We start from the raw sequence: 21,554 nt of genomic DNA, 5'->3' as shown, positions 1-21,554 counted from the left end.
GGGCTGCCCGTCGACCCACAGCTTGGCCCGCAGCGTCGTCGTGCCCTCACCCTCGGCGAGGAGCCGCAGGTGCAGCTTCGTGCCCGCCGTGTACGTCAGGCCCGGCACCACCACGTTCGCCAGCGACGTGTCACCCGCGGCGAGCCGGCGCACGATCCGCAACGTCACACCGCCCGTCTGCGAGATGCGCGCCTGCGCCTGGTACTCCGAGGTCCAGCCCGACGTGCGCGCCGACACCCACACCAGCGCAGTGCCGGTGTCCGACAAGCGGTCGAGCGAGACCACCTGCGAGACGTCCACGTCCCGGCCCGAGACGTCGTCGAGGCGGACCCGCGGGGTCGCCCCCGGGTTCGCGGTCAGACGGCCCGCACCGCCCGAGACGGAGTACAACGACGCCGTACCGCTGAGCGTCCACGCGCCACCGGTGTCCGCCGACCCCCAGCCGTTGCTGACCGTGCGGCCGAACGCGTCCGTCGCCAGCACCGCCGGGGCGGGCTCCTCGACCGTGACGTCGTGCGACACCGAGTGCTCCGCGCCGTCGTCGTCGGTGACCGTGAGCGTCACGGAGTACGTGCCGGGCGCCGCGTACTCGTGCGAGGCCGTCACGCCGGTGCCGGTCGCGCTGTCACCGAAGTCCCACGCGTAGGCCGCGATGGTCCCGTCCGAGTCGCTCGAGCCCGAGCCGTCGACCGACACCGTCAGCCCGTCCGTGGACGAGGTGAACGCGGCCACGGGGGCCACGTTCGGCACGGGGGCCGTCACGGTGACGTCGGCGCTGTGCTCGCCCTGGCCGCCGCGGTTGTCGGTCACGGTCAGCGTGACCTCGTACGTGCCGGCTGCCGCGTAGTCGTGCGAGGCGGTGACGCCGGTTGCGGTGTGCCCGTCGCCGAAGTCCCACTCGTACGTGGCGATCGTGCCGTCGGAGTCGCTCGAGGTGCTCGCGTCGAACGCGGCCGTCAGGTCGTCGACCGTCGACGTGAACGCCGCCGTGGGCAGCGCGTTCGGCGGCTCACCGGTGCGGCCGAGCGAGTTGTGCAGGGCGATGACGGCGGGCGAGAGCTCGGTGCCGTAGACCGCGACCTCGTCGATCGTGCCCGCGAACCACGGCTGCGGGCCCCAGGTGGTGTCGCCACCCACGCGCCAGTACCCGGTGAAGTCCTCCGCGACCGCGGGGCCTCCGGAGGCGACCTGCGCGCCGTCGACGTAGATCCGCATCGCCGACGGCGTCTTGGTCGTCACCAGGTGGTGCCACGCGCCGTCGTTGTACGCGTTCTCGGACGAGATCGTCGTCGCGGAGCCCGTCCACACGCCGAACGTGAGGCGGCCGTCGTTCTCCATGTACACGTGACGGTCGTAGTTGGACGACGTGCCCGTGTTGGCGCCGCCGAGCCCGATGAGCTTGCCGCCCGAGGTCGTCGTCGTCTTGAACCACAGCTCCTGGCTGAAGACCTGCGGGTTCGACCACGTCTGGTTCGAGACGACGAACCCGCTGCTGCCGTTGAACGTCGCGGCGCCGTTGGTGACGCCGGCGAGCGCGCCCGCCGCGCCGGGGGCGGCACCCGTGCGGTACGTGCCCGGCGACCCGTACGCGCTCGTGTCGAGCGCGGTCGTGCCGGAGGCCTCGTTGAACCGCCAGTACAGCTCGGGGTCGGACTCGCGCACCGACTGGCCGTACGCGTCGGCGGGCACGGGGGCCACGGCCGTCGTGCGACCGGTCGCCTCGTAGTGCGCGCGGACCTGGGCGAGCGTCAGGGCGCGTCCGTAGACGGCGACCTCGTCGATCGAGCCGTTGAGGTAGTTCGACGACGGCGCGTTCGGGAAGTTGTTGACCCGGTCGCCACCGATCCGCCAATTGCCCCAGTACTGGCGCAGCCAGGTCACGTCGATGCGCTGCCCGACGCGCACGCCGTCGACGTACAGCCGCATCATGCCCGGCTCGTACGTGCCGACCACGTGGTGCCACTGGTTGTCGTTGATCGCGTTCGACGAGCGCAGGTTGACGCGCGAGGCCGAGTAGAGGCCGAAGCTCACGCGACCGGTGTTGTCGAGGTACAGCGCGCGGTCGGCCGTGTCGGACAGACCCGTCTGGCGGTTGCCGTAGTTGACGATCGAGCCACCCGAGGTGCTCGAGCTGCGCACCCACGCCTCGACGGTGAGCTTCTCGGGCGCGTTGAGCTGCGGTGCGAAGCCCGCCGAGGCGCTGCCCGAGCCGGGGAACCGCGTCGCGGTGTCCGTGTCGTCGGGGATCGCGCCGGCCTGGCCGCGCTGGTGCCCGCTGCCGGACGTCGTCATCGGCAGGAAGCCTGCGGCGTCGTCCAGCGTCGAGCCCGACGCCTCACCGAGCCGGTACTGCAGGGTCGGTCGGTCGGCGCGCACCGCGGCCAGGTAGCTGCTGGTCGCTCCCGCGTCGGCCACGGTCACGGCCATCGTCGAGCTCACGGCGCGGTTCCCGAACGGGTCGGTCGCCGTGACGATGTAGTTGATCGACGACCCCGGCGTCCGCCCGGTGTCGGTGAACCCGAACGGCCGCGGCGTGAACCAGGGGTTCGCCGTGAGGGCCTGGGTGTAGATGGGCGTGGTGTTCACCGAGCCGCGGTACACGCGGTACGTGAGCGTCGTGTTGTCGCGGTCGAGGTTGGCCGCCCAGGTGATGCGGACCTCGCCCGCCGCGGTCGACTGCGCGCGCGTGCTCCAGCCCGTGCCGCTCATCCGCGGACCCTGGTCGTTGGGGGCCTTGTCCGACTTGGCGAAGCGCGCCAGGCCCTGCTGGAGGCGGCCGTTCACGCCGGGGAACTCGCCGCCCATCACCACGTACTCGTCGTTCGACTCGATCGACCAGCCGGCCTGACCCTGACCCGTGAACGAGCCCGTGTAGACCTGCGGGTCGAAGTAGAGCGCGGCCGGGGCCGGCTTGCCCGCCGAGTGGTTGTAGCCGTAGATGTCGGGGCTGTTGATGCCCTTGGGCGCGACCGTGTACGCGTTGACCATGTGCTGCGTCCACGGCTCGGTCTGCGGGTACCCGTCGGGGATGTTGCCGCAGTAGTGCGAGTGCGAGACGGCGTAGAGCACGTCGTCGAGGCGCGTCACCGAGTAGGTGTCGCCGTGGCAGTCGGCGATCCAGATCGTCTCGCCGGTCACCGGGTCGGCGCGGAACGCACCCTCGAGGTTGCCGCCGGCGCCGAAGTGGTAGCCCGTGCCGTAGACGCCCGTCTCGTCGGTGTACAGGTCGAGGATCGACGAGTCCTCACCGGCGTTGCGCACGTCGTTCTCGACCGGGAACGAGACCCGCGCGCCGGTGACCGGGTCGACCGCGCCCAGGCCGTAGCCGGACGCGCCGGAGAGCGTGGTGAAGCGACCTCCGATCACGACCTTCTGCAGGTCGGGCGTCATCGTGAGCGCCGTGACCGGGGCGTTCGCGTCGGCGTTGAACGGCTGCAGCGCACCCGTGGTCGCGTTGAACGCGGCGACGTAGGCGCGCGGCTGGAGCGTCGCACCCGTCTGCGGCGCCACGCTCGTGAAGTTGCCGCCCACGTAGACGGTGCTGTTGGTGGCCGTGACCCCGAGACCGCGCGCGGCCAGCGTCGGGCGGAAGTTCGGCAGCAGCTGCCCGGTCGCCGTGTCCCACCCGGCGATGCGCACGCGCCACTGGCCGTCGACCTTCTGGAAGTCACCCGTCACATAGATGCGCGAGCCGTCGGGGGTCTTGGTGATGTGCAGCGCCTGGCCGTCGAGCACCGGCGCGAAGCTGGTGTCGAGCACACCCGTGCGGATGTCGTAGGCGAGGATGTTCGCGCGCGGGACGGTGCTGGTGCCCGCCGCGGCGCCCGCCGGCCTCGCGGCCGAGAACGAGCCGACCGCGTAGACCTTGTTCCCGACGATGACCTGGTCCCAGACGACCCCGTTCTCGATCTGGACGGTCGGCAGCGCCGACGCGCTGACCGTCGTCGGGGTGTCGGGCTGCTCCGGGTCGCCGGGCGCGGAGTCGGCCTGGGCCGGCATTCCGACAGCCGTGACGATCAGGGCTGCGACCGCGAAGGACGAGACGATCCCTCGCTTGATGGTCATGGTGATGCTCACGGCTTCCTCGCCCTCTGCGGCACGCCGCAGTCCGGTCATTCGGGTACAAACCGGACCATAAGGTCTGCCACCCACGGGCCCATCACCCCGGCGGAGACTTCACCCGCAGCGTCAGGGTGTTTTCACCCGAGAGGATCAGACGCCCTCGAGGCCCTGTAGCACGACCGGGGAGAAGGTCGCCCCGAGCAGCACCTGGAGCGCGAGCGCGTCGCCCTCGTCGGGGCTCATGAACACGTACGTGCCGCTCGCCGTGGCCCCGGCCGCGACCTCACCCTCGAGGTGGTCGTTGCGGCCGTCGGAGTCGACGGGCGACAGCGGGACGCCCTCCGTCCCGCCGAACGCGGCGACGGCCACACCCGTGGCGTCGAACGGCTCGGTCGTCGTGTTGCGGAGCTCGAGGGTCACGACGATGCCGGGTCCCACGACGTCCCCCGGGCCCTTGACGTCGGTCGTGACCGCCGTGAGGGACGTGGCCGCGACCTCGATGCCCCCGGTCGACACCACGTCGTCGCCGCGCCCGACCACCGGGTCCTTGTCACCCAGTGGTGGCACCGGGACGTCCTGCCCGGCCGGCGGCTCGCTCGCGCCCGGCGTGGCCGCTGCGGTGGGGGTCGGCTCGGCGCTCGGGTCGGCCGCGCCGGTCGGCGAGGGGTGCGCGGACGCCTGCGCGCCGGCCGACGTCGTCGCGCCCGCCGTCGCGGTCGGCGTGGCGTCCGCCCCGGGCGACTCGTCGTCGCCCTGCAGGGCGACCACGAGGGCGACGACGAGCACGACCGCGCCCGCACCGCCCACGACCCACCACCGCGTCGACCTCGACCTCGACGTCTCCTCGCTCACGTGCCCTCTTCCCGATCCGACGAGCCCGAACCCGCGCGACGCGTCGCGCGACCGCCGGGCGCCGCCACGCGGACGCGCGACGGCTGCCGTGCGTCCGCCACGGCCCCTCGACGCTAGACGCGGCCGGCCGATCCGGACAGACGGCACTCGGGTGATATGTCGGACCCGACCCCCTTTGTCACCACCCGCGCACCTACACTCGCTGCGGTCGAGCCCCAGCCGGGCCGGCTCATCGATCGGCGAGGGGGGACTGTGCGGGCTCTGGTGCTGTGGGCGGACCATCGGTCGTCGAACCTGGGGGTCCGCGTGCTCGCGGCAGGCGCGGCCGCGCTCGTCGAGCAGGTCCACCCGGGCGCGGAGGTCGTGCACCTGCACTACGGCTCGGGGACGGCGCCGACACCCGTGGGCGACTGGCGTCGGCTGGTCCGCTCGCGCGTCGACCCGCGCGAGCCGCTGCGCGACTGGCTCGCCGGGTTCGACCTCGTGGTGGACACCCGTGCGGGTGACAGCTTCGCCGACATCTACGGCCTGCGCCGCCTCGTGACGCACAGCCTGCTGGCGCGGATGGCGACGACCGTGGGGACGCCCGTCGTGATGGCACCCCAGACGATCGGGCCGTTCACGACGCGCCGCGCGCGGCTGGTCGGGCGTCGGTCGATGAAGGACGCGCGCCTGGTCATGTCCCGCGACTCCGCGAGCGCGCAGTACGCGCGCAGCCTGCGCCGGCCGGTCGACGTCGAGTCCACCGACGTCGTGTTCGCGCTGCCCCGGCCGACGGTCGGGACGACGCGCGACGTCGTGCTCAACGTCTCGGGGCTGCTGTGGGCCGACAACCCGCACGTGGACCACACCGCCTACCGCAGGGCCGTCACGCACGTCGCGCGTGGGCTGCTCGCCGACGGCCGGCGCGTGTCGCTGCTCGCCCACGTGCTCGACTCCCCCGTCGCGGACAACGACGTGCCCGCCATCAAGGAGCTCGCCGAGCTGCTCGACGACGGCGACGTCGAGCTGGTCGTGCCCGACGACCTGGACGACGCGCGTGCGGTCACCGCCTCGGCGCGGCTCGTCGTCGGCTCGCGCATGCACGCGTGCCTCAACGCGCTGTCGACCGGCACCCCGGCGGTGCCCCTGGCGTACTCGCGCAAGTTCGAGCCGCTGCTGCGCGACCTCGGCTGGTCGCACACGGTCGACCTGCGCACGGCCGAGGACCCCGCGGGCGCCGTGCTGGCGCTCGCGCGGCAGGACCTGACGGACCAGGTCGACGAGACGCTCGCGCGCGCCGACGAGCTGCTCGGGCGCGCGGTCGTCGCGCTCGGGGAGCTCGGGTGAGCGAGGGCGCCGCCGCCCGGCTCGACGCCCTGGTGGACCGGGTCGTGACGTCCGGGTGCTGCTCGGGCTGCGGGATGTGCGCGCAGCTCGACGAGGGCCTCGAGCTCGCGCTCGACGACCACGGCTTCGCCCGTCCCCGCCGCGTCCGCCCCGGGACCGCCGACGAGGCGGCCGTGCGCGCCTTCCGCGCCGCGTGCCCGGGCATGACGGTGCGCGCGCAGCACCACCCGGACGCGGTGTACGACCCGCAGCTCGGACCGGTGCTGCAGTGCTGGGAGGCCGCCGCGACCGACCCCGAGCTCCGGCACCGCGGGAGCTCGGGCGGCGTGCTGAGCGCGCTCGCGGCGTGGGCGACGTCGACGGGCGAGGTCGCCCACGTCGTCGGCGCGCGTGCGGGTGACGACCCGCGCCGCACCGTCTCGGTGACCATCACGACGCGTCGCGAGGCGCTCGAGTCCGCGGGCTCGCGGTACGCCCCCGCGTCGGCCGCGGCGCACCCGCTCGCGACCGACCCGAGCGGCGCGACGATCGGCAAGCCGTGCGAGGCCGCCGCGCTGCGTGCGCTGGCCGGCGCGCGCGGGGCCGACGCCCCGCTCCTGCTCTCCTTCTTCTGCGCCGGGACGCCGTCGGCGCACGCGACGGACGCGCTCGTGGAGTCGCTCGGCGTCGCTGCGGGCACGGTCCCCGACGCGCTCTGGTACCGCGGGCGCGGCTGGCCCGGACGCTTCACGGTCCGCACGGGCGACGACGAGGTGTCCGCGTCGTACGAGGAGTCGTGGGGCGGCGTGCTCGGCCCGGCCGTGCAGTGGCGGTGCCGGACGTGCCCCGACGGCATCGGCGAGAGCAGCGACGTCACCGCGGGTGACTTCTGGCGGGCCGACGAGCGCGGCTATCCGGTGTTCGACGAGTCCGACGGCTGGAGCGCGCTGGTCGCGCGCACGCCGCGCGGCCTCGACCTGGTGCAGCGCGCGGTCGCCGCGGGCGTGCTCACCGTCCGGCCGATCACACCCCGTGAGGTCATGGCCGTGCAGCCGTCGCAGCGCAAGCGCCGCCGCACGCTCGCGGGGCGGCTGCTCGGTGCGCGCGCCGCGGGCGCACGCGTGCCGCGCTACCGCGGGTTCGGCCTGCTGCGCCTGGCCCGCCGGAACCTGCGCGAGTCCGTGCAGACCGCGCGCGGGACGTTCCGTCGCGTGCGGTCGGGCGCCGTGCGGCGGTCGGCATGACGATGTCGCTGCAGCGCAGCGCCGCGCGCGGGGTCGTGCCGACGGGCCTCGGCCTCGTCGCCCGGCTCGTCATCCAGCTGCTCACGGTCGTCGTCCTGGCGCGCCTGCTTGACCCGCGGGACTACGGCCTGGTCGCGATGGTCGTCGCGGTCGTCGGCGTCGGCGAGATCCTGCGCGACTTCGGTCTGAGCTCGGCGGCGATCCAGGCCGCGACCCTGACGCGCGAGCAGCGCTCGAACCTGTTCTGGCTCAACTCGGCGATCGGCGCGGCGATCGGTCTGGTCGTCTTCGCGCTCGCCGTGCCGCTCGCGCACCTGTACGACGAACCGGCGCTCGTCGCGATCACGCGCGCGCTCGCCGTGACATTCCTGCTGAACGGCATGATGACGCAGTACCGCGCGGACCTCGTGCGGGCGATGCGGTTCGGCGCGGTCGCGCGTACCGACGTGCTCGCGCCGGCCGTCGCGCTGCTCACCGCGGTCGGGCTCGCCCTGGCCGGCGCCGGGTACTGGGCGCTCGTCGCGCAGCAGCTCGTGCAGGCCGTCGTCGCGCTCGTCGCGTTCGCGGCGTCCGCGCGGTGGCTGCCCGGCCGGTACGACCGGACGGCCCCGATGCGCGGCCTGTACCGGTTCGGACGCAACCTGCTGATCAGCCAGCTCGTCGGCTACCTCGCCAACAACGTGGACTCCCTGACGATCGGCTACCGGTTCGGGGCGGCGTCGCTCGGCATCTACAACCGCGCGTTCCAGCTGCTCATGAACCCGCTGAACCAGGTGCGCGCGCCCAGCGTGACCGTCGCGCTCCCGGTGCTCAGCCGCGCGGGCATCTCCCCCGCGTTCGACCAGATCGTCCGCACGGGCCAGCTCGTGCTCGCCTACCCCGTGACCGTGGCCCTGGCCGTGCTCACGGGCGTCGCCGTGCCGCTCGTCGCGGTCCTGCTCGGCGAGCCCTGGGCGGACGTCCCGCCGGTGCTGCGCCTGCTGGCGGTCGCGGGGATCTTCCAGACGCTGTCGTACGTGGGGTACTGGGTGTACCTGGCGCGCGGGCTCACGCGCGACCTCATGCAGTACACGCTCGTCTCGGCCGCGATCCGGATCGCGTGCGTCGTCGTCGGGAGCACCTGGGGTGTCGTGGGGGTGGCGGCGGGGTACGCGATCGCGCCGATGCTCGCGTGGCCGATCTCGCTGTGGTGGCTCAGCCGCGTCACGCCCGTCCCCGTGCGGAGCCTCTACGGCGGCGCGGGGCGCGTGCTCGCCGTCGGGGTCGTCACGGCCGCCGCCACCTGGCTCGCGGTCGACGCCCTGCACGCCGCGAACCCGTGGTGGCAGTGTGTCGCGGGTGGCGTCGCGGGCCTGCTCGCGGCCGCGGCCTGCGCGTTCGTCGTCCCGGCGCTGCGCCGCGACCTGCACACCCTGCGGCACGCCGGGCGCGCCGCGCTCCGGCGCCCCCGGCCGGGCGCGAGCCCGGTCCCCGGGCCGAGCTGAACCGGATCGGCGCCGACCCGGCCCGCTCGGGTCGGGTGCGCGCCTCAGACGCGCTCGTACTCCGAGACGACCTTCCCGGCCGCGCCCGCGAGCATCCCGACACCGCGCTGCGTCGTGCGCCGGCCCATGAGCTGCTCGACGGGGTCGCGGCGCAGCGCGCCGAGCACGGTGCGCGCGGCGCCGCCCGCGACGCGCAGCGTGCCGCGCACCGTGTAGCGCACGGTCACGAGCGCTCGCTGCGCACCCGGGCGGGCGACGGCGTGCTCGGCGCGCGCCGCCGAGTTCCCGCTGCGCCGCGCGCGCCGCAGCACCCACCCGGGCGTCATGCGGTCCGCGGGGATGCGCTCGCGCACCACGGCCTCGTCGCACGTCACGAGGCGCAGGCCCCGCGCGACGAGCGTGCGCGTGAACATCGTGTCGCTGCCGCCGCTCAGGCCGAACCGCTCGTCGAACCGGACGCCCAGCGGCCGCACCGCACGCAGGTCGAGCAGCAAGTTGCCCGTGCCCGCGGCCTCGAGCTCGGTCCCGGTGCGCAGGCGACGGCGCCCGAAGAACGGCGCCGCGGTCATCCAGCTCTCGGGCGGCTGCGCGTAGTCCGCGACGACCGCGCCGACGACCACGGGCGCGCCCGTGCTGCGGTGGTAGCCGAGCATCGCCTCGAGCCAGCCCGGCTCGGGGCGCTCGTCGTCGTCGACGAACACGAGCACGTCGTCGTCCCCGGTCTCGTCGAGCGCGCGGTTGCGGGCCGCCGCGATCCCGGGACGGGGCTCGTGCGCGTAGCGGAGCCGGTCGTCGCCGTAGGAGGTGACCCACGCGCGGGCCGAGCCGTCGGGGTCGTTGTCGACGACGAGCAGCGTCGCACCCTGGTCGGCGGACGCGGCGAGGAACGCCGGGACCGCCTCCCGCAGGTCCTCGGGCCGCCGGTAGGTGAGCATCGCGACGACGACGCGCTCGCTCGTCGGCCCGGCGTCCCGACCGTCGGCCGTCTCCGTCTGCATCCGTCGCTCCCCTGCTCGACCACCCGTCTGACCACGGAGTTCACCCTCCGCCGCCCGGGTGGGACAGTACCGACTTCGATAGCATCCAACGGCCCACTTCGCCCGCTTTCCGGCGATTTCGCCCGCACCCGTTCGACCGCACTGGAGGTCCGCCGTGGCATCGCGCACGACGAGCGGGACGCGCCGGCTCGTCGTCGCCCACCCGTCCACGGAGCTGTACGGCGCGGACCTGCAGATGCTCGAGTCGGTGCGTGCGGCCCTCGCCGCAGGCTGGGCGGTCACGCTCGTCCTGCCGGGGCCCGGACCGCTCGCCGAGCGCGCGTACGACCTGGGCGCGCACGTGCTGACCGCGCCGTTCCCGGTGCTGCGCAAGGCGCTGCTGAACCCGCGCGGGCTCGTCGCGCTCGGCGCCCGGTCGGCCGCCGCCGTCGTGCGCGCGGCCCGGTTCCTGCGCGAGACGCACGCGACCGCGCTGTACGTGAGCACCGTGACGATCCCGGCGTGGCTCGTCGCGGCGCGGCTCGCGCGCGTCCCGGTGCTGTGCCACGTGCACGAGGCTGAGGAGGACCAGGCACGCGTGATCACCGCGGGCCTGACCGCGCCGCTGCTCCTGGCCGACGCGCTCCTGGCGAACAGCGAGGCGGCGCGCCGCGCGCTGGGCCGGGTGTTCCCGAGCCTCGCGGAGCGGACCACGGTGGTCGTCAACGGTGTGCCCGGCCCGCCTCGCCCGCCCCAGCAGCGCGCGGGTGACGGCCCGCTGCGCGTCGCGCTCGTCGGGCGCCTGTCCCCCCGCAAGGGCACGGACGTCGCGATCGAGGCCGTGAGCCGGCTCGTGCACGAGGGCTACGACGTGCACCTGCGTCTCGCGGGCAGCGTGTTCGAGGGCTACGAGTGGTTCGAGGAGGAGCTGCGCGAGCTCATCGCGCGGCGCGAGCTCGAGGACCGGGTCGAGCTGCTCGGGTTCGTGCACCCCGTGTGGGACGAGCTCGAGCGCGCCGACGTCGCGCTCGTGCCCTCGCGCGTCGAGCCGTTCGGGAACGCGGCGGTCGAGGCGCTGCTCGCGCAGCGCCCGGTCGTCGTGTCGCGCGTGCAGGGCCTCGCGGAGATCGTGCGGGACCGGGAGACCGGCCTGCTCGTGCCGCCCGACGACCCCGCCGCGCTCGCGTCCGCGGTGCGCGAGCTCGCGGACGACACCGCGCTGCGGGAGCGCCTCGCGGCGCAGGGCCGCGCCGACGCGCTCACGCGGTTCGGCACGCAGCGCTACGACGACGCGGTGACCTCCGCGCTCGACGACCTGGCCGGCGCGCACGGCCCCGCGGACGCGTCGTGAGCGTGCCGCAGGTCCTCGTCGTCGTCCCGGCGCACGACGAGGAGCGCGTGATCGCGCGCTGCGTGCGATCACTGCTGGCCGCGGACGGCGTGCGCGTGCGCGTGGTCGTCGTCGCGAACGGCTGCAGCGACGCGACCGCGCAGCGCGTGCGCGACCTCGACGACCCGCGCGTCACGCTCGTCGACCTGCCGACCGGGGGCAAGGCCAACGCGGTCCGCGCGGGCCTGGCGCACGCGTCGCACGACGACGACGTCGTCGCGGTGGTCGACGCGGACGTCGTGCTCGACGACGCGGCGCTGCCGGGGCTGGCGTGCGCGCTCGCCGGCGCCTCACCGCTCATCAGCGCCCCCGCGCTCGCCCTGGACCTGTCGGCGTGCTCGTGGGGCGTGCGGCGCTACTACGCGGCGTGGCTGCACGAGCCGCACGTGCGCAGCGGCGACATCGGCGCGCGGGGCGTCTACGCGGTGAACCGCGCGGGCCTGCCGCGCCTGGCGGACCTCCCGGACGTCATCGCCGACGACGGCTGGGCGCGTGCGGTGTTCGCGCCGCACGAGCGCGTGGTCAGCCCCGGGACGTCGACCGTCCGCCCGCCGCGCACGCTGCGCGCCCAGGTGCGCCGTCGCGCGCGCATCATCGCGGGGGGCCACGAGCTCGCCCGCGTGCTGCCCGTCGAGCGTCGGCCCGCGGCACGGCCCGACGCGCCGCCCCGGCGCCCGCCGCGCACGTTGCGGAGCCGCCTGGCCGACGACGGGCTCGTCGGGACGGCCGTCTGGTACGCGGTCGAGCTGCCGGCGCGTGCGATCGACCGCCGCCACCGCCGCCGCGGCTCGGCGACGCCGTGGGGCCGCGACGCGACGACCCGCTAACGCGCGAGCACCGTCCAGGTGCCTGCCAGAGACCCGCGCAGCGCGGGCCACAGCGTCGCGGCGGGGTGCCGCAGCGCGTTCCCTCGGCCGCCGCGCGTCCCGACGTCCCACGCGTAGCGCGGTGCGCCCGCGACCCACCGCAGCGCCGCGCGTCGCGGCAGGTTCCGGCGCGCGAACAGCAGGCGGTTGCGGCAGTTGTAGTAGCGGTAGAGCGACGACTTGCCCGCACCCTGCGTGCCGCCCGCGTCGTGCACCACGACGAGGTCGTCGCGCACCACGAGCCGCGCCCCGGAGCGCGTGGCGCGCACGCTCAGCTCGAGGTCCTCCCAGTACATGAAGTACGCGTCGCTGAACCCGCCGGTCCGGCGCCACAGGTCCGCGGACAGCGCGAGGCACGCGCCCGTGAGCCACGGCTCGAGCCGCGGGTCGAGCGCGCCGCTGGTGCGCAGCGCACCGGTGCGCAGGTCGAGCGTGCCGCGCGAGAACGCGGGCCGGCCGTCGCCGTGCCGGACCGCGGGCGCGACCATCAGGTGCTCGTCGTCAGCGACCTGCGCGAGCAGGTCGGCGGCGCCGTCGGGCTCGATCTGCACGTCGGGGTTGAGCAGGAGCACCGCGGTGCTCCCGAGCTCGAGGGCACGCGCGACGCCCGCGTTCATGCCCGCGCCGAAGCCCACGTTCGGCTGGGCGACGAGCTCCCACCCGTGCCGGCGCGCGAGTGCCGTGATCGCGGCACGCTCGTCGGCCGTGCTGAAGTTGTCGACGACCACGACCCGCGGACCGCCCGCGGCCGGGAAGGGGGTCAGGTGCCGCGCGAGCAGCGCGGACGAGCCGTAGTTCACGACGACGATCGCACCATCGGTCCCGGGATGGGCGGTCTGCGGCATGTGCCCGATCGTAACGACGCGCGCGGCGCGTCGTGACGTGGTTCTGCAGGTCAGCTGCGGGGTCGCGCCTTGACCGCCGTGCCGTCGGACCAGGTGTTGCCCGAGATCGTCAGGGCGTTGAGGGTCCCCTGGTCCGCGATGATCGCGCAGCCCGAGTGGATCTGGGTGCGGGTGAACACGTTGTTCGTGAGCGTCGTGGGACTGATCGTCCCGTAGCCCTTCTCGGCGAGGTTCACCGCGCAACCGCCGTCGCTGATGTGGTTGCCCGACAGCACGAGGTTGCTCACCGCGCCCTGGTCCTGCGTGACCATGAGCGACGCGCTGCTCGAACCCGAGAACGTGTTGCGCAGCAGCTTGATGTTGTCGCCCTTGCTGATCTGCACGTTGTCGTCGTGCGTCGTGGCGCCGCCCTGGTTCGGGTCCTTCTCGAACCGCACGTTGTCGTGCAGCCACGAGTCCTGCACCAGGACGTCCCCGTCCGTGAGCATGAGCTGGTCGGTCACGGTGTGGATGTCGACGCGCGTCAGCGTGAAGTCGCTGCCGATGATGCCGCGCAGGTACGGGGACGGGATCCGGGCGTAGAGCTCGGAGTCCTCGATCGTCACGCTCCCGCCGCTCTGCACCATGACGAGCGCGAGGCTCGAGCTCACGGCACGGCCGTTGATCACCGAGTTGCGGATCACGGTGCCGGGCGCCTGCACCCAGACGATGCCGCGGATCTCCTTGCCGCTGATCACCGTGTTGGGCTCGGTCACCTTCACGTCACCCTCGACGACCGACAGCTTCGTGCCGGTGGGGACGCCCGTGTTGTCGGGGCCGGGACGGCCGCTGGACGGCGGCGCCGTCGTCGGCGGCTTGGTCGGCGTCGGGCTCGCGCTCGGGCTCGGACTGCGGGTCGGCGTGGGGCTCGCGCTCGGCCGAGGCGTCGGGCTGCTCGTCGGCGAGGCGCTCGCGGTGGGCGTCGCGGACGGGCTCGGAGCGGGGGTGGTGATGCCGGGACGGTTGCGCGAGATGGGCCGGTCGACGCCGTTGCAGCGCCAGAAGCCCGCGAGGCAGACCGCGGCGGCGCTGCCGCCGGTCCCGGCCGCGCCGATCGTCCCGGACCCGCCGAACGTCCCGGTCGCGGACGAGCCGGCCGGGGAGCCCCCCTGCCGCGGGGCGGAGCCGGCACCTGCCGCACCGGGCGCGGGGGTGGGGCGTGCGGCGACGACCGGCTCGAGCGGGGACGCCGACTGCTCGAGCGTCACCTGTGCGGAGGCCACTCCGCCCGCCACCATGCCGAGGATCAGCGCGCCGACGACGGTGGCGACCGTCGAGAGTGCTCGTTGTCCGATCATGGCCCGGTGTGTCCCTACGTCCGACGATCGCGGTCACGCGCGTCGTGCCCGACGCGCCACGACGGCGCACGGGGCGTCGTCGCTGGTCGGTGAGCCTAGGGGGAGGGACACGGACGAGTGAATGCCGCCTGCCGATCGGGTGGCGCGGCCGGATGTCGGGCACGGCCGGGGCCGGGCGTGCGTCTGCCGCATCTACCAGGCATGACGGCAGAAACGTGACGTCGCCGACATCAAGATGTGACCTTCGTCACACTGACGAGGGAACTATGACGAATAGGACAGGTCAGGCGAGCTCGCGGAACCACTTCACGAGAGCGGCGACGAGGAACAGCGTCGTGCACACCACGAGCAAGCCGTACACGGACAGGAACACGAGGGGGAACCCGAGCAGGAGGAAGGAGACGCACAGGACGCCGTAGTCGGTGGGCACCAGGAGCAGCGCACGCAGCCGGCCCGCCGCCCCCGGCTCCGCGACGCTCGTCGTCCCCCGCGCGCGGCGCATCTGCTCGGTGAGGATCATCGCGAAGAACAGGACCGTGCCGACGACCGCGTGCAGCAAGGGGATCAGCAGCCAGCCGTCGCCGAGCTCGCCGAACCGGGCGAGGCCCACGAGCAGCGCGAGCGGCAGGGTGACGACCTTCGTCGAGTCGACGACGTGGTCGAGCCACTCCCCCGCCTGGCTCGACGTCCCGGACAGCCGCGCGACCTGACCGTCGGCGGAGTCCAGCGCGTAGCCCAGGACGAGCAGCGCGGCGACGACCGCGCCGAGCCAGAGCGTCTGCGGCAGCAGGGCGAGCAGGGCGATGCCCGTGAAGGTCGCCAGGGCGCTGAGCCCGGTGACCTGGTTGGGCGACAGGCCGCGCGAGTACGCCCAGGCAGCCAGGAACCGCCCCAGCCGCCGGTTGACGTACCTCGAGTACGCGGGGGCGCCGCGCGCGGCGGTCTTCTGCGCCGCCACCAGGCGTGCGTACGCCTCACGGTACGAGCGTGAGCGCTCGCCGGGAGGCACGGCCGTCGATCGCTCAGTCACCGTGCGCCACCGCCGTCGCCGCGACGGGTCGCGCGGCCTCGCGCTCGGGCGCACCCCGGCGCCGCACGCGCTGCGGGCCGGGCACGCGTCGCGCGACCAGGTCCCGCGCGAGCTCCTCGTACCCCGCTGCGACGTCGTCCCAGTCGAAGTCGCGCGCACGCTCGCGCAGCCGCTCGCCCGCCGACGCGGTCGCGCCCGGGTCGGCCTCCGCCTCGTCGAGCACGCGCGCGAGGCTCGCGGCGTCCCCGAAGTAGCGGCCGTCCCCGCGCAGCACGTCCCGGTTGAACGAGACGTCGAACGCGAGCGTCGCGGTGCCGGCGCCGATCGCCCGCAGGAGCGAGGGGTTCGTCCCGCCCACGCTGTGGCCGTGCACGTAGGTGGCCGCGTTGGCGTAGAGCTGGTCGAGCAGCTCGGCGTCCCACACGCCGCCGAGGAACCGCACGCGCGGGTCGCCCGCCGCGGCCGCGTGCACACGCTGCGTGTACGCGTCCGCGTACGGCGCCGAGCCGACGACGACGAGCGGCAGCGTCGCCCCGCTCGCGACGTACCCCGCGACGGCGACCTCGACGTGGTTCTCGGGCTCGAAGCGCGCGACGACGAGGTGGTACCCGCCGGGACGCAGGTCGAGCTCGGCGAGCCGGTCGCCGTCGGGTGCGATGACGGGGGCGCCGTACGCGAGGTAGCGCGTCGGCACCCCGAACTCGTCGTCGTAGTACTGCGCGATGCCCGGGGCGTCCGCGATGAGCGCGTCGGACCAGCGCACCGCGAGCTCCTCGGCGCGGCGGTAGTAGCGCCGCCCGGTGGGCCCCCACTTCGCGCGCTTCCACTCGAGGCCGTCGACGTGCGTCGCCACCGGGATGCGCGCGGCGCGCAGCACCGGCAGGAGCGGGGCGTTCGCGGCGTTGAAGACGAACGCGGCGTCGACCCGGTGCCCCAGCACGTGGCCCACCGACAGCGCCGTGTGGCTCAGCGTCTCGAGCGACCGCTTGCGCAGCGCGGGGAGCACGACCCGCTCCATGCCGAGGTGGCTGCGGCCGCCGTCGTCCTGCGGGTGCGAGCGGGAGTAGACGACGACCCGGTGGCCGCGGTCGGCGAGCCGACGGCCGACCTCCTCGATCGCGGTCTCGAACCCGCCGTAGCGCGCCGGGACGCCGCGCGTCCCGATCATCGCGACGGCCAGCGGCCCCGACCCGCGGTCGGCCCCCTGCCGCTCCTTGCCCAACGTCATCAGCTCCCCGAGTAGGCGACCACGCGAGGATATCGACCCTTTTCGCGTCTTTCACGCCGTCTTGTCCGGTTTCACCCGCTTGGCCCTCGCGCCGCGGGCGAGCGGGCCGCAGGCACCGGCCGTGGCGTAGCGCACATGTGCGAGCAAAGGCCCGACGAATAGGTGACCCGCGTCACGGCGCAATTCGGACATGTGGCACCAGTTGTGCAATCTGCCACCGGTCCACGCGATTTGCCAGGGACGCTCACAACTCCCTCACATGTCCAATTTGCTCATGCCTGCATGTCTGTGACCTGCATTGTTGCCCGGAGCATTGTCGACATCTGGGACTTAATAGGCCCTAAGGACCACAAATCCGGAACCTGCTCGCCGATAACTTCTATGCCGGTTCCTCCGATTGGTCCAGCGAGGCGCATTCACCGACCGCCCCCCGAGCCAAAGACGCTCCGGCCAATTTCACCCGCACATTCACCCCCTTTGATGGAGCACGCATGAAGCACCCCTCCCTGCCCGGCGTGAGCGCTCGCAGGCCGTCCGCCCTGCTCAGCGCGACCGCACTGGCAGCACTCGTCGCCGCCGGCCTGGCCCTCCCCGCGCAGTCCGCGACCGCCGCCGAGGTCTCCCTCCCCGACGCGACCGTCGAACCCACCGTCCGCCAGGAGTGGCGCACCGTCGGGGCCGACACGTTCACCCGCACGAGCTCCGCCGGATGGGGCACCGCCGAGACGGGCGGCGCCTGGGAGCACACGGGCACGGCGACGCAGTTCACGGCCACGGGCGGCAAGGGCCTGCTGACCGTCACCCGCGCAGGCTCGACCATCACGTCCGCGCTCCCCGGCGCGACGTCCACCGACACCGTGCTGACCGCGACGACCACCGCGCAGTCCGCGCAGACCGGCTCGGGCACCCACCTGTCCTACCTCGCGCGCCGCGTCGGCAGCGCCCACTACGGCGCGAAGGTGCGCCTGCAGACCACCGGCGTCACGACGCTCGCGCTCGTCGAGAGCGGCACGTCGCTGACCACCACGACGCTGCCCGGCACGTTCGGCGCGGGCGACGCGATCTCCGTCAAGGTCGAGGTCGTCGGCACCTCCCCCACGACGCTGCGGGCGAAGGCGTGGGCCGCGGGCACGGCCGAGCCCAGCGACTGGATGCTCACCACCACGAGCTCGACCGCCGCGCTGCAGCAGGCGGGCGACGTCGCGGTCAACTCGTACCTGTCCGGCTCGGTCACCAACGTCCCGCAGACGTTCGCCTACGACGACATCACGGTGTCGCAGCTCGTCGACGTGCCGAACACCCTGCCGACCGCCGCCTTCACGAGCGAGACGGCCGACCTCGCGGCACAGTTCGACGCCGCCGACTCGCAGGACACCGACGGCGAGATCGAGCAGTACACCTGGGCGTTCGGCGACGGAACGGTCACGACCGGCCCGACCGCCGAGCACACCTACACCGATGCGGGGACGTACGCGGCCACGCTCGCCGTCACGGACAACGACGGCGACACCTCGGTCACCACGAAGGACGTCGTCGTCACCAAGCCCGCGCCCGTGACGCTCGCCGCGGACGACTTCTCCGTCGCGCGCACCGGCGGCTGGGGCACGGCCGACCAGGGCGGCACCTGGACGCACGCCGGCAGCGCCTCCTCCTACTCCGTGGCGTCGAAGACCGGCCGCCAGGTCGTCACCGCCGGCGGCTCGACCCGCACGTCGGAGCTCGCCTCCGTCGCGAGCACCGAGACCGACCTCACGACCACCGTGAGCGTCGACAAGCCCGCGACCGGTTCGGGCGCGTACGTCACGGTGATCGGCCGCAAGGTCGGCTCCAGCAGCTACAGCGCCCGCCTGCGCCTGCTCGAGGGCGGCGCCGCGCAGCTCGGCGTCGCGGCGAACTCCTCGACGCTGAAGTACGTCACGTACCCCGGCTACACGACCGGCGACAAGGTCCGCATCCGGGTGCAGGTCTCGGGTACCGCCCCGACCACGCTGCGCGCCAAGGCATGGAAGCTCGGCACCGCCGAGCCGACCGACTGGATGGTCGTCGCGACCGACAGCACCGCGGCGCTGCAGGCCAAGGGCGGCATCGGGGTGAGCACCTACCTCGGGAGCAACGCGACGAACGCCCCGTTCACCTCGTCGTGGAGCGACCTGCGCGCGACGACGACCGACGACCGGACCGTCACGCCCGACCCGTCCGACCCCGGCACCGACGAGACGACCGAGACCGGCAAGGAGCAGCCCGGCGCGACCAACACCGGCGCTCGCACGGGCAAGTTCTCGACCGTCCACGAGGGCAACCTCACGGTCACCCAGGACGGCACCGTCATCGACGGCTGGGACATCCGCGGCTACGTCCTGATCAAGGCCAAGAACGTCGTGATCCGCAACTCCTACATCCGTGGCACGGTCCCCGCGCAGCGCAACGACATGGTGCGCGTCCAGAACGACGCCTACTCGGTGACGATCGAGGACACGACGATCCGTGCGAGCGAGCTGTCGCCGAACGTCGACGGCGTCAAGGGCTGGAACTTCACGCTGCGGCGCGTCGACATCTCCGGTGTCGTCGACCCGGTGCACATCCACGGTGACAACGTCACGGTCGTCGACTCGTGGCTGCACGACAACTCGCACTACGACAACGACCCGAACTGGAGCGGCGGCCCGAGCCACGACGACAGCATCCAGATCCAGGGTGGCGCGAACATCACGATCCACCACAACACGATCGAGGACTCCTACAGCGCGGCCCTCATGATCACGCAGGCGACCGCACCGGTGACGGGCATCACGGTCACCGACAACTGGATCGACAACGGCGGCTGCTCGATCAACCTCGCCGACAACCGCGGCGCGCTGCCCGGGGCGACGATCACCGGCAACGTCTTCGGTCGCGGCCAGATCCACAAGAACTGCGCGATCCGTGTCCCGTCCGCCTGGACGCTCGACGTGACGGGCAACGAGTGGACCGACGGCACCGAGGTGAAGCGCACCAACTTCTGACGCGGTGAGCGTCTAGCACGACGCGACGAGGGCGGGCGTGGCGAGAGCCGCGTCCGCCCTCGTCATGTCCTGGGTCGCCGGCGTCATCCCGCGCAGCGCAGCTCCGGACCCTGCCGGCCGGCGTCGAGCCCTGGCGTGCGCTCGACGCCGATCGCGTCCTGCCCCGCGGCCGAGGACATGCGCACCTGCACCGTCGCGCTCTGGCCGGGCGCGAGCGTGAGGTCGACCGCGCCGACCTCACGTCCGTCCTGCACCTGCACCTGCGGTCCGACGACGACCGGCTCCGCACCGTCGATGCTCACGGTCACCTCGCCGAGCGTGCCGTCGCGCGGCGCGTACAGCAGCACCTGCGTCGCGATCCGCCCCGCGGGCACCCCGTTGACCCCGCCGCCCGTGACGTACACCGGCAGGCTCGTCGCCGCGTCGGCGGGTGCGGTGCTCGTCATGGTCAGCGTGAGCTGCGCGCTCGCGCCGTCCGTCCCGCACGTCAGGTCGTCGGCCACCAGGTCGGTCCGCAGGTAGTAGTCCATCTTCGAGACCGTGCGGTCGTTGAGGAACACCCCCGCGGTCCGGCTCGCCGCAGGGTCGTCGCCCAGGAAGTCGTGCACGAGACCCGCATCTCGCAGCGCGGCCATGAGCGTCTCGTCGGACGTCCACACCGCGACGCGCCCGTCGTCGACCGCACCGCGCAGCGCATCGACCATCGCGGCGCCGTCGTACCCGCCCGCGAGCGTCGCGCTCGTCACGGCCTGCGCGACGGCCGCGAAGTACGCGTCCGAGTCGTCGCCGTCCGGGAGCTGCCGGTAGACGTCCGAGAGCAGGGTGGGCAGCGCGTTGTCGGCGTCCAGCACGGTCCCGTCGGGGGTCGTCGTCGGGCCGATCACCGTCAGGAGCGAGGCGAGCACGACAGGGTCGACGGTCAGCACGCCGTCGACGTCGCGGCCCGTGTCGAGCGACCACAGCGCGCGGGCGAGCTCGGCGGTCCGCGCGAAGTCGGGCGTCGCCGTGACCGACTGCATGAACCGCGCGGGCGCGTCGCCGAGCAGCGCACGCTCGGCGACGGTCAACGGCAGCACGGTGCCGTCGGGCCGGGCCAGCGACCGCGACGGCCGCTGCTCGCCGAACTCGAGCCGGCCGTCGGTCGCGTGCAGCTCGAGCACCGAGCCCACGATCCCGCCCGCGCTGCGCAGCTCGGCGGGGTTGAGCACGAGGACGAGGTACGAGCGTGGCCCGTCCGCGCCGAGCAGCGCGGGCACCGTGGCCAGTGCCGTGTCGGCCTCGTCGAGCCGCGCCGCGAGCACGGCGAGCTCGTCGCGCACGGGCACGAACCGCTCCGCGAGCGCCGGGACGAGGCCGTCCACGTCGACCGCGTCCAGCGCCGCGACCGCCTGCGCGGTGGACGCGTTCGCCTGCGCGACGGCCGGTGCCGCGCCCCGCAACGCAGCGACGTCGATCTGCCCGTCGCGCGGCACGAGGGCGTCGGCCGACAGTCCGGCCGCGGCGTCGACCAGCGGCGGGAGCGCGCCGGTCGCGATGTCGTCGAGCGCGTCGCTCACCGCGGAGGCGGCTCGGAGCTGACGGCCCAGGTAGGGCACGTGCTCGGCCGCCCGCCACACCGGGTCGCCGGTCGCCGAGCTCGCGCGTCCCGCTGCGTCCTGCAGACCCGGGACGAGCGCCCCGAGCGCCGCGACGTCACCCGAGTCGACCGCCGCGCGCGCCGTCCCCATGTCGTCCTCGGCGTCCTGCAGCGCACCCGCGAGCTGGACGCCCCGCCACACCAGCCAGCCGACGGCCACGACCAGGAGCAGCAGCACGACTCCCGCGACACGCAGGACGAGCCTCCCCCTGCGTCGAGGACCAGGCGTCGCGCTCTCGTCGGACACGTCGCCCGCCGCCTGCGGCTCGCCGACGGCGGCCGGCGTCGGCACG

14 protein-coding genes are annotated in these 21,554 nt (G+C 73.9%); 6 read left to right on the top strand and 8 right to left on the bottom strand.

The window, feature by feature from the left end:
* On the bottom strand, window positions 1-4,077 hold a 4,077-nt coding region (locus CPE01_RS14035), incomplete at its 3' end, for a LamG-like jellyroll fold domain-containing protein (RefSeq protein WP_186811552.1).
* 135 nt (window positions 4,078-4,212) lie between these two features.
* On the bottom strand, window positions 4,213-4,914 hold the full coding sequence (locus CPE01_RS14030; protein ID WP_146807436.1) for an RAD23 family protein: 702 nt from the start codon (window positions 4,912-4,914) through the stop codon (window positions 4,213-4,215).
* A gap of 252 nt (window positions 4,915-5,166) precedes the next feature.
* On the opposite strand from CPE01_RS14030, the gene CPE01_RS14025 reads away from it, so the two are divergent.
* The 3 genes from CPE01_RS14025 to CPE01_RS14015 are packed head-to-tail and all read left to right on the top strand — an operon-like array spanning window position 5,167 to window position 8,950.
* The gene (locus CPE01_RS14025) at window positions 5,167-6,243 is read left to right on the top strand and encodes a polysaccharide pyruvyl transferase family protein (protein WP_222592937.1); all 1,077 of its coding nucleotides are present in this window, start codon (window positions 5,167-5,169) and stop codon (window positions 6,241-6,243) included.
* Window positions 6,240-7,466, top strand: coding sequence for a Coenzyme F420 hydrogenase/dehydrogenase, beta subunit C-terminal domain (locus tag CPE01_RS14020; RefSeq protein ID WP_222592936.1), 1,227 nt, complete (start codon window positions 6,240-6,242; stop codon window positions 7,464-7,466). The genes CPE01_RS14025 and CPE01_RS14020 overlap by 4 nt, the downstream gene beginning before the upstream one ends.
* Window positions 7,463-8,950, top strand: coding sequence for a lipopolysaccharide biosynthesis protein (locus CPE01_RS14015; protein WP_146807434.1), 1,488 nt, complete (start codon window positions 7,463-7,465; stop codon window positions 8,948-8,950). Before CPE01_RS14020 ends, CPE01_RS14015 begins: the two co-directional genes overlap by 4 nt.
* Before the next feature lie 44 nt (window positions 8,951-8,994).
* Here the strand turns inward: CPE01_RS14015 and CPE01_RS14010 are convergent, their stop codons facing one another.
* Window positions 8,995-9,948: a glycosyltransferase family 2 protein gene (locus CPE01_RS14010; RefSeq protein WP_146807433.1), complete on the bottom strand. Its 954-nt coding sequence runs from the start codon at window positions 9,946-9,948 to the stop codon at window positions 8,995-8,997.
* A gap of 154 nt (window positions 9,949-10,102) precedes the next feature.
* Here CPE01_RS14010 and CPE01_RS14005 point away from each other — a divergent pair, with 154 nt between their 5' ends.
* The gene (locus CPE01_RS14005; protein ID WP_246783957.1) at window positions 10,103-11,278 is read left to right on the top strand and encodes a glycosyltransferase family 4 protein; all 1,176 of its coding nucleotides are present in this window, start codon (window positions 10,103-10,105) and stop codon (window positions 11,276-11,278) included.
* The gene (locus tag CPE01_RS14000) at window positions 11,275-12,144 is read left to right on the top strand and encodes a glycosyltransferase family 2 protein (protein ID WP_146807432.1); all 870 of its coding nucleotides are present in this window, start codon (window positions 11,275-11,277) and stop codon (window positions 12,142-12,144) included. Before CPE01_RS14005 ends, CPE01_RS14000 begins: the two co-directional genes overlap by 4 nt.
* On the opposite strand, the gene CPE01_RS13995 is transcribed toward CPE01_RS14000, so the two are convergent.
* The 4 genes from CPE01_RS13995 to CPE01_RS13980 form a co-directional block, all read right to left on the bottom strand.
* Window positions 12,141-13,028 carry a glycosyltransferase family 2 protein gene (locus CPE01_RS13995; protein ID WP_146807431.1) on the bottom strand — a complete coding sequence of 296 codons (888 nt, stop codon included), beginning with the start codon at window positions 13,026-13,028 and terminating at the stop codon, window positions 12,141-12,143. The two genes, CPE01_RS14000 and CPE01_RS13995, sit on opposite strands and share 4 nt — an antisense overlap.
* Before the next feature lie 50 nt (window positions 13,029-13,078).
* Window positions 13,079-14,365: a right-handed parallel beta-helix repeat-containing protein gene (locus CPE01_RS13990; protein ID WP_146807430.1), complete on the bottom strand. Its 1,287-nt coding sequence runs from the start codon at window positions 14,363-14,365 to the stop codon at window positions 13,079-13,081.
* Window positions 14,366-14,648: 283 nt separating this feature from the next.
* Window positions 14,649-15,395, bottom strand: coding sequence for a CDP-alcohol phosphatidyltransferase family protein (locus CPE01_RS13985; RefSeq protein WP_246783956.1), 747 nt, complete (start codon window positions 15,393-15,395; stop codon window positions 14,649-14,651).
* Complete coding sequence (locus tag CPE01_RS13980; RefSeq protein ID WP_222592935.1) at window positions 15,388-16,623, bottom strand: DUF1972 domain-containing protein; 1,236 nt, start codon at window positions 16,621-16,623, stop codon at window positions 15,388-15,390. Before CPE01_RS13980 ends, CPE01_RS13985 begins: the two co-directional genes overlap by 8 nt.
* Window positions 16,624-17,114: 491 nt before the next feature.
* Here CPE01_RS13980 and CPE01_RS13975 point away from each other — a divergent pair, with 491 nt between their 5' ends.
* Window positions 17,115-19,625, top strand: coding sequence for a PKD domain-containing protein (locus tag CPE01_RS13975; protein WP_146807429.1), 2,511 nt, complete (start codon window positions 17,115-17,117; stop codon window positions 19,623-19,625).
* An 83-nt stretch (window positions 19,626-19,708) separates the two neighbouring features.
* Here CPE01_RS13975 and CPE01_RS13970 read toward each other — a convergent pair whose 3' ends face one another.
* The gene (locus CPE01_RS13970; protein ID WP_146807428.1) at window positions 19,709-21,553 is read right to left on the bottom strand and encodes a DUF4012 domain-containing protein; all 1,845 of its coding nucleotides are present in this window, start codon (window positions 21,551-21,553) and stop codon (window positions 19,709-19,711) included.
* Between the last annotated feature and the right edge of the window lies 1 nt (window position 21,554).

It is taken from the genome of Cellulomonas persica (assembly GCF_007989825.1).
Lineage (GTDB): Bacteria > Actinomycetota > Actinomycetes > Actinomycetales > Cellulomonadaceae > Cellulomonas > Cellulomonas persica.
Note: the sequence above shows the minus strand (reverse complement) of the source record. Positions and strands in the feature narration are given on the sequence as shown.

Bases quoted from the DNA above. Each gene is read 5' to 3' on its own strand.
- CPE01_RS13995 (WP_146807431.1), bottom strand. From the start codon at position 13,028: ATGCCGCAGACCGCCCATCCCGGGACCGATGGTGCGATCGTCGTCGTG.
- CPE01_RS13980 (WP_222592935.1), bottom strand. From the start codon at position 16,623: ATGACGTTGGGCAAGGAGCGGCAGGGGGCCGACCGCGGGTCGGGGCCG.
- CPE01_RS13975 (WP_146807429.1), top strand. From the start codon at position 17,115: ATGAAGCACCCCTCCCTGCCCGGCGTGAGCGCTCGCAGGCCGTCCGCC.
- CPE01_RS13990 (WP_146807430.1), bottom strand. From the start codon at position 14,365: ATGATCGGACAACGAGCACTCTCGACGGTCGCCACCGTCGTCGGCGCG.
- CPE01_RS14015 (WP_146807434.1), top strand. From the start codon at position 7,463: ATGACGATGTCGCTGCAGCGCAGCGCCGCGCGCGGGGTCGTGCCGACG.
- CPE01_RS14010 (WP_146807433.1), bottom strand. From the start codon at position 9,948: ATGCAGACGGAGACGGCCGACGGTCGGGACGCCGGGCCGACGAGCGAG.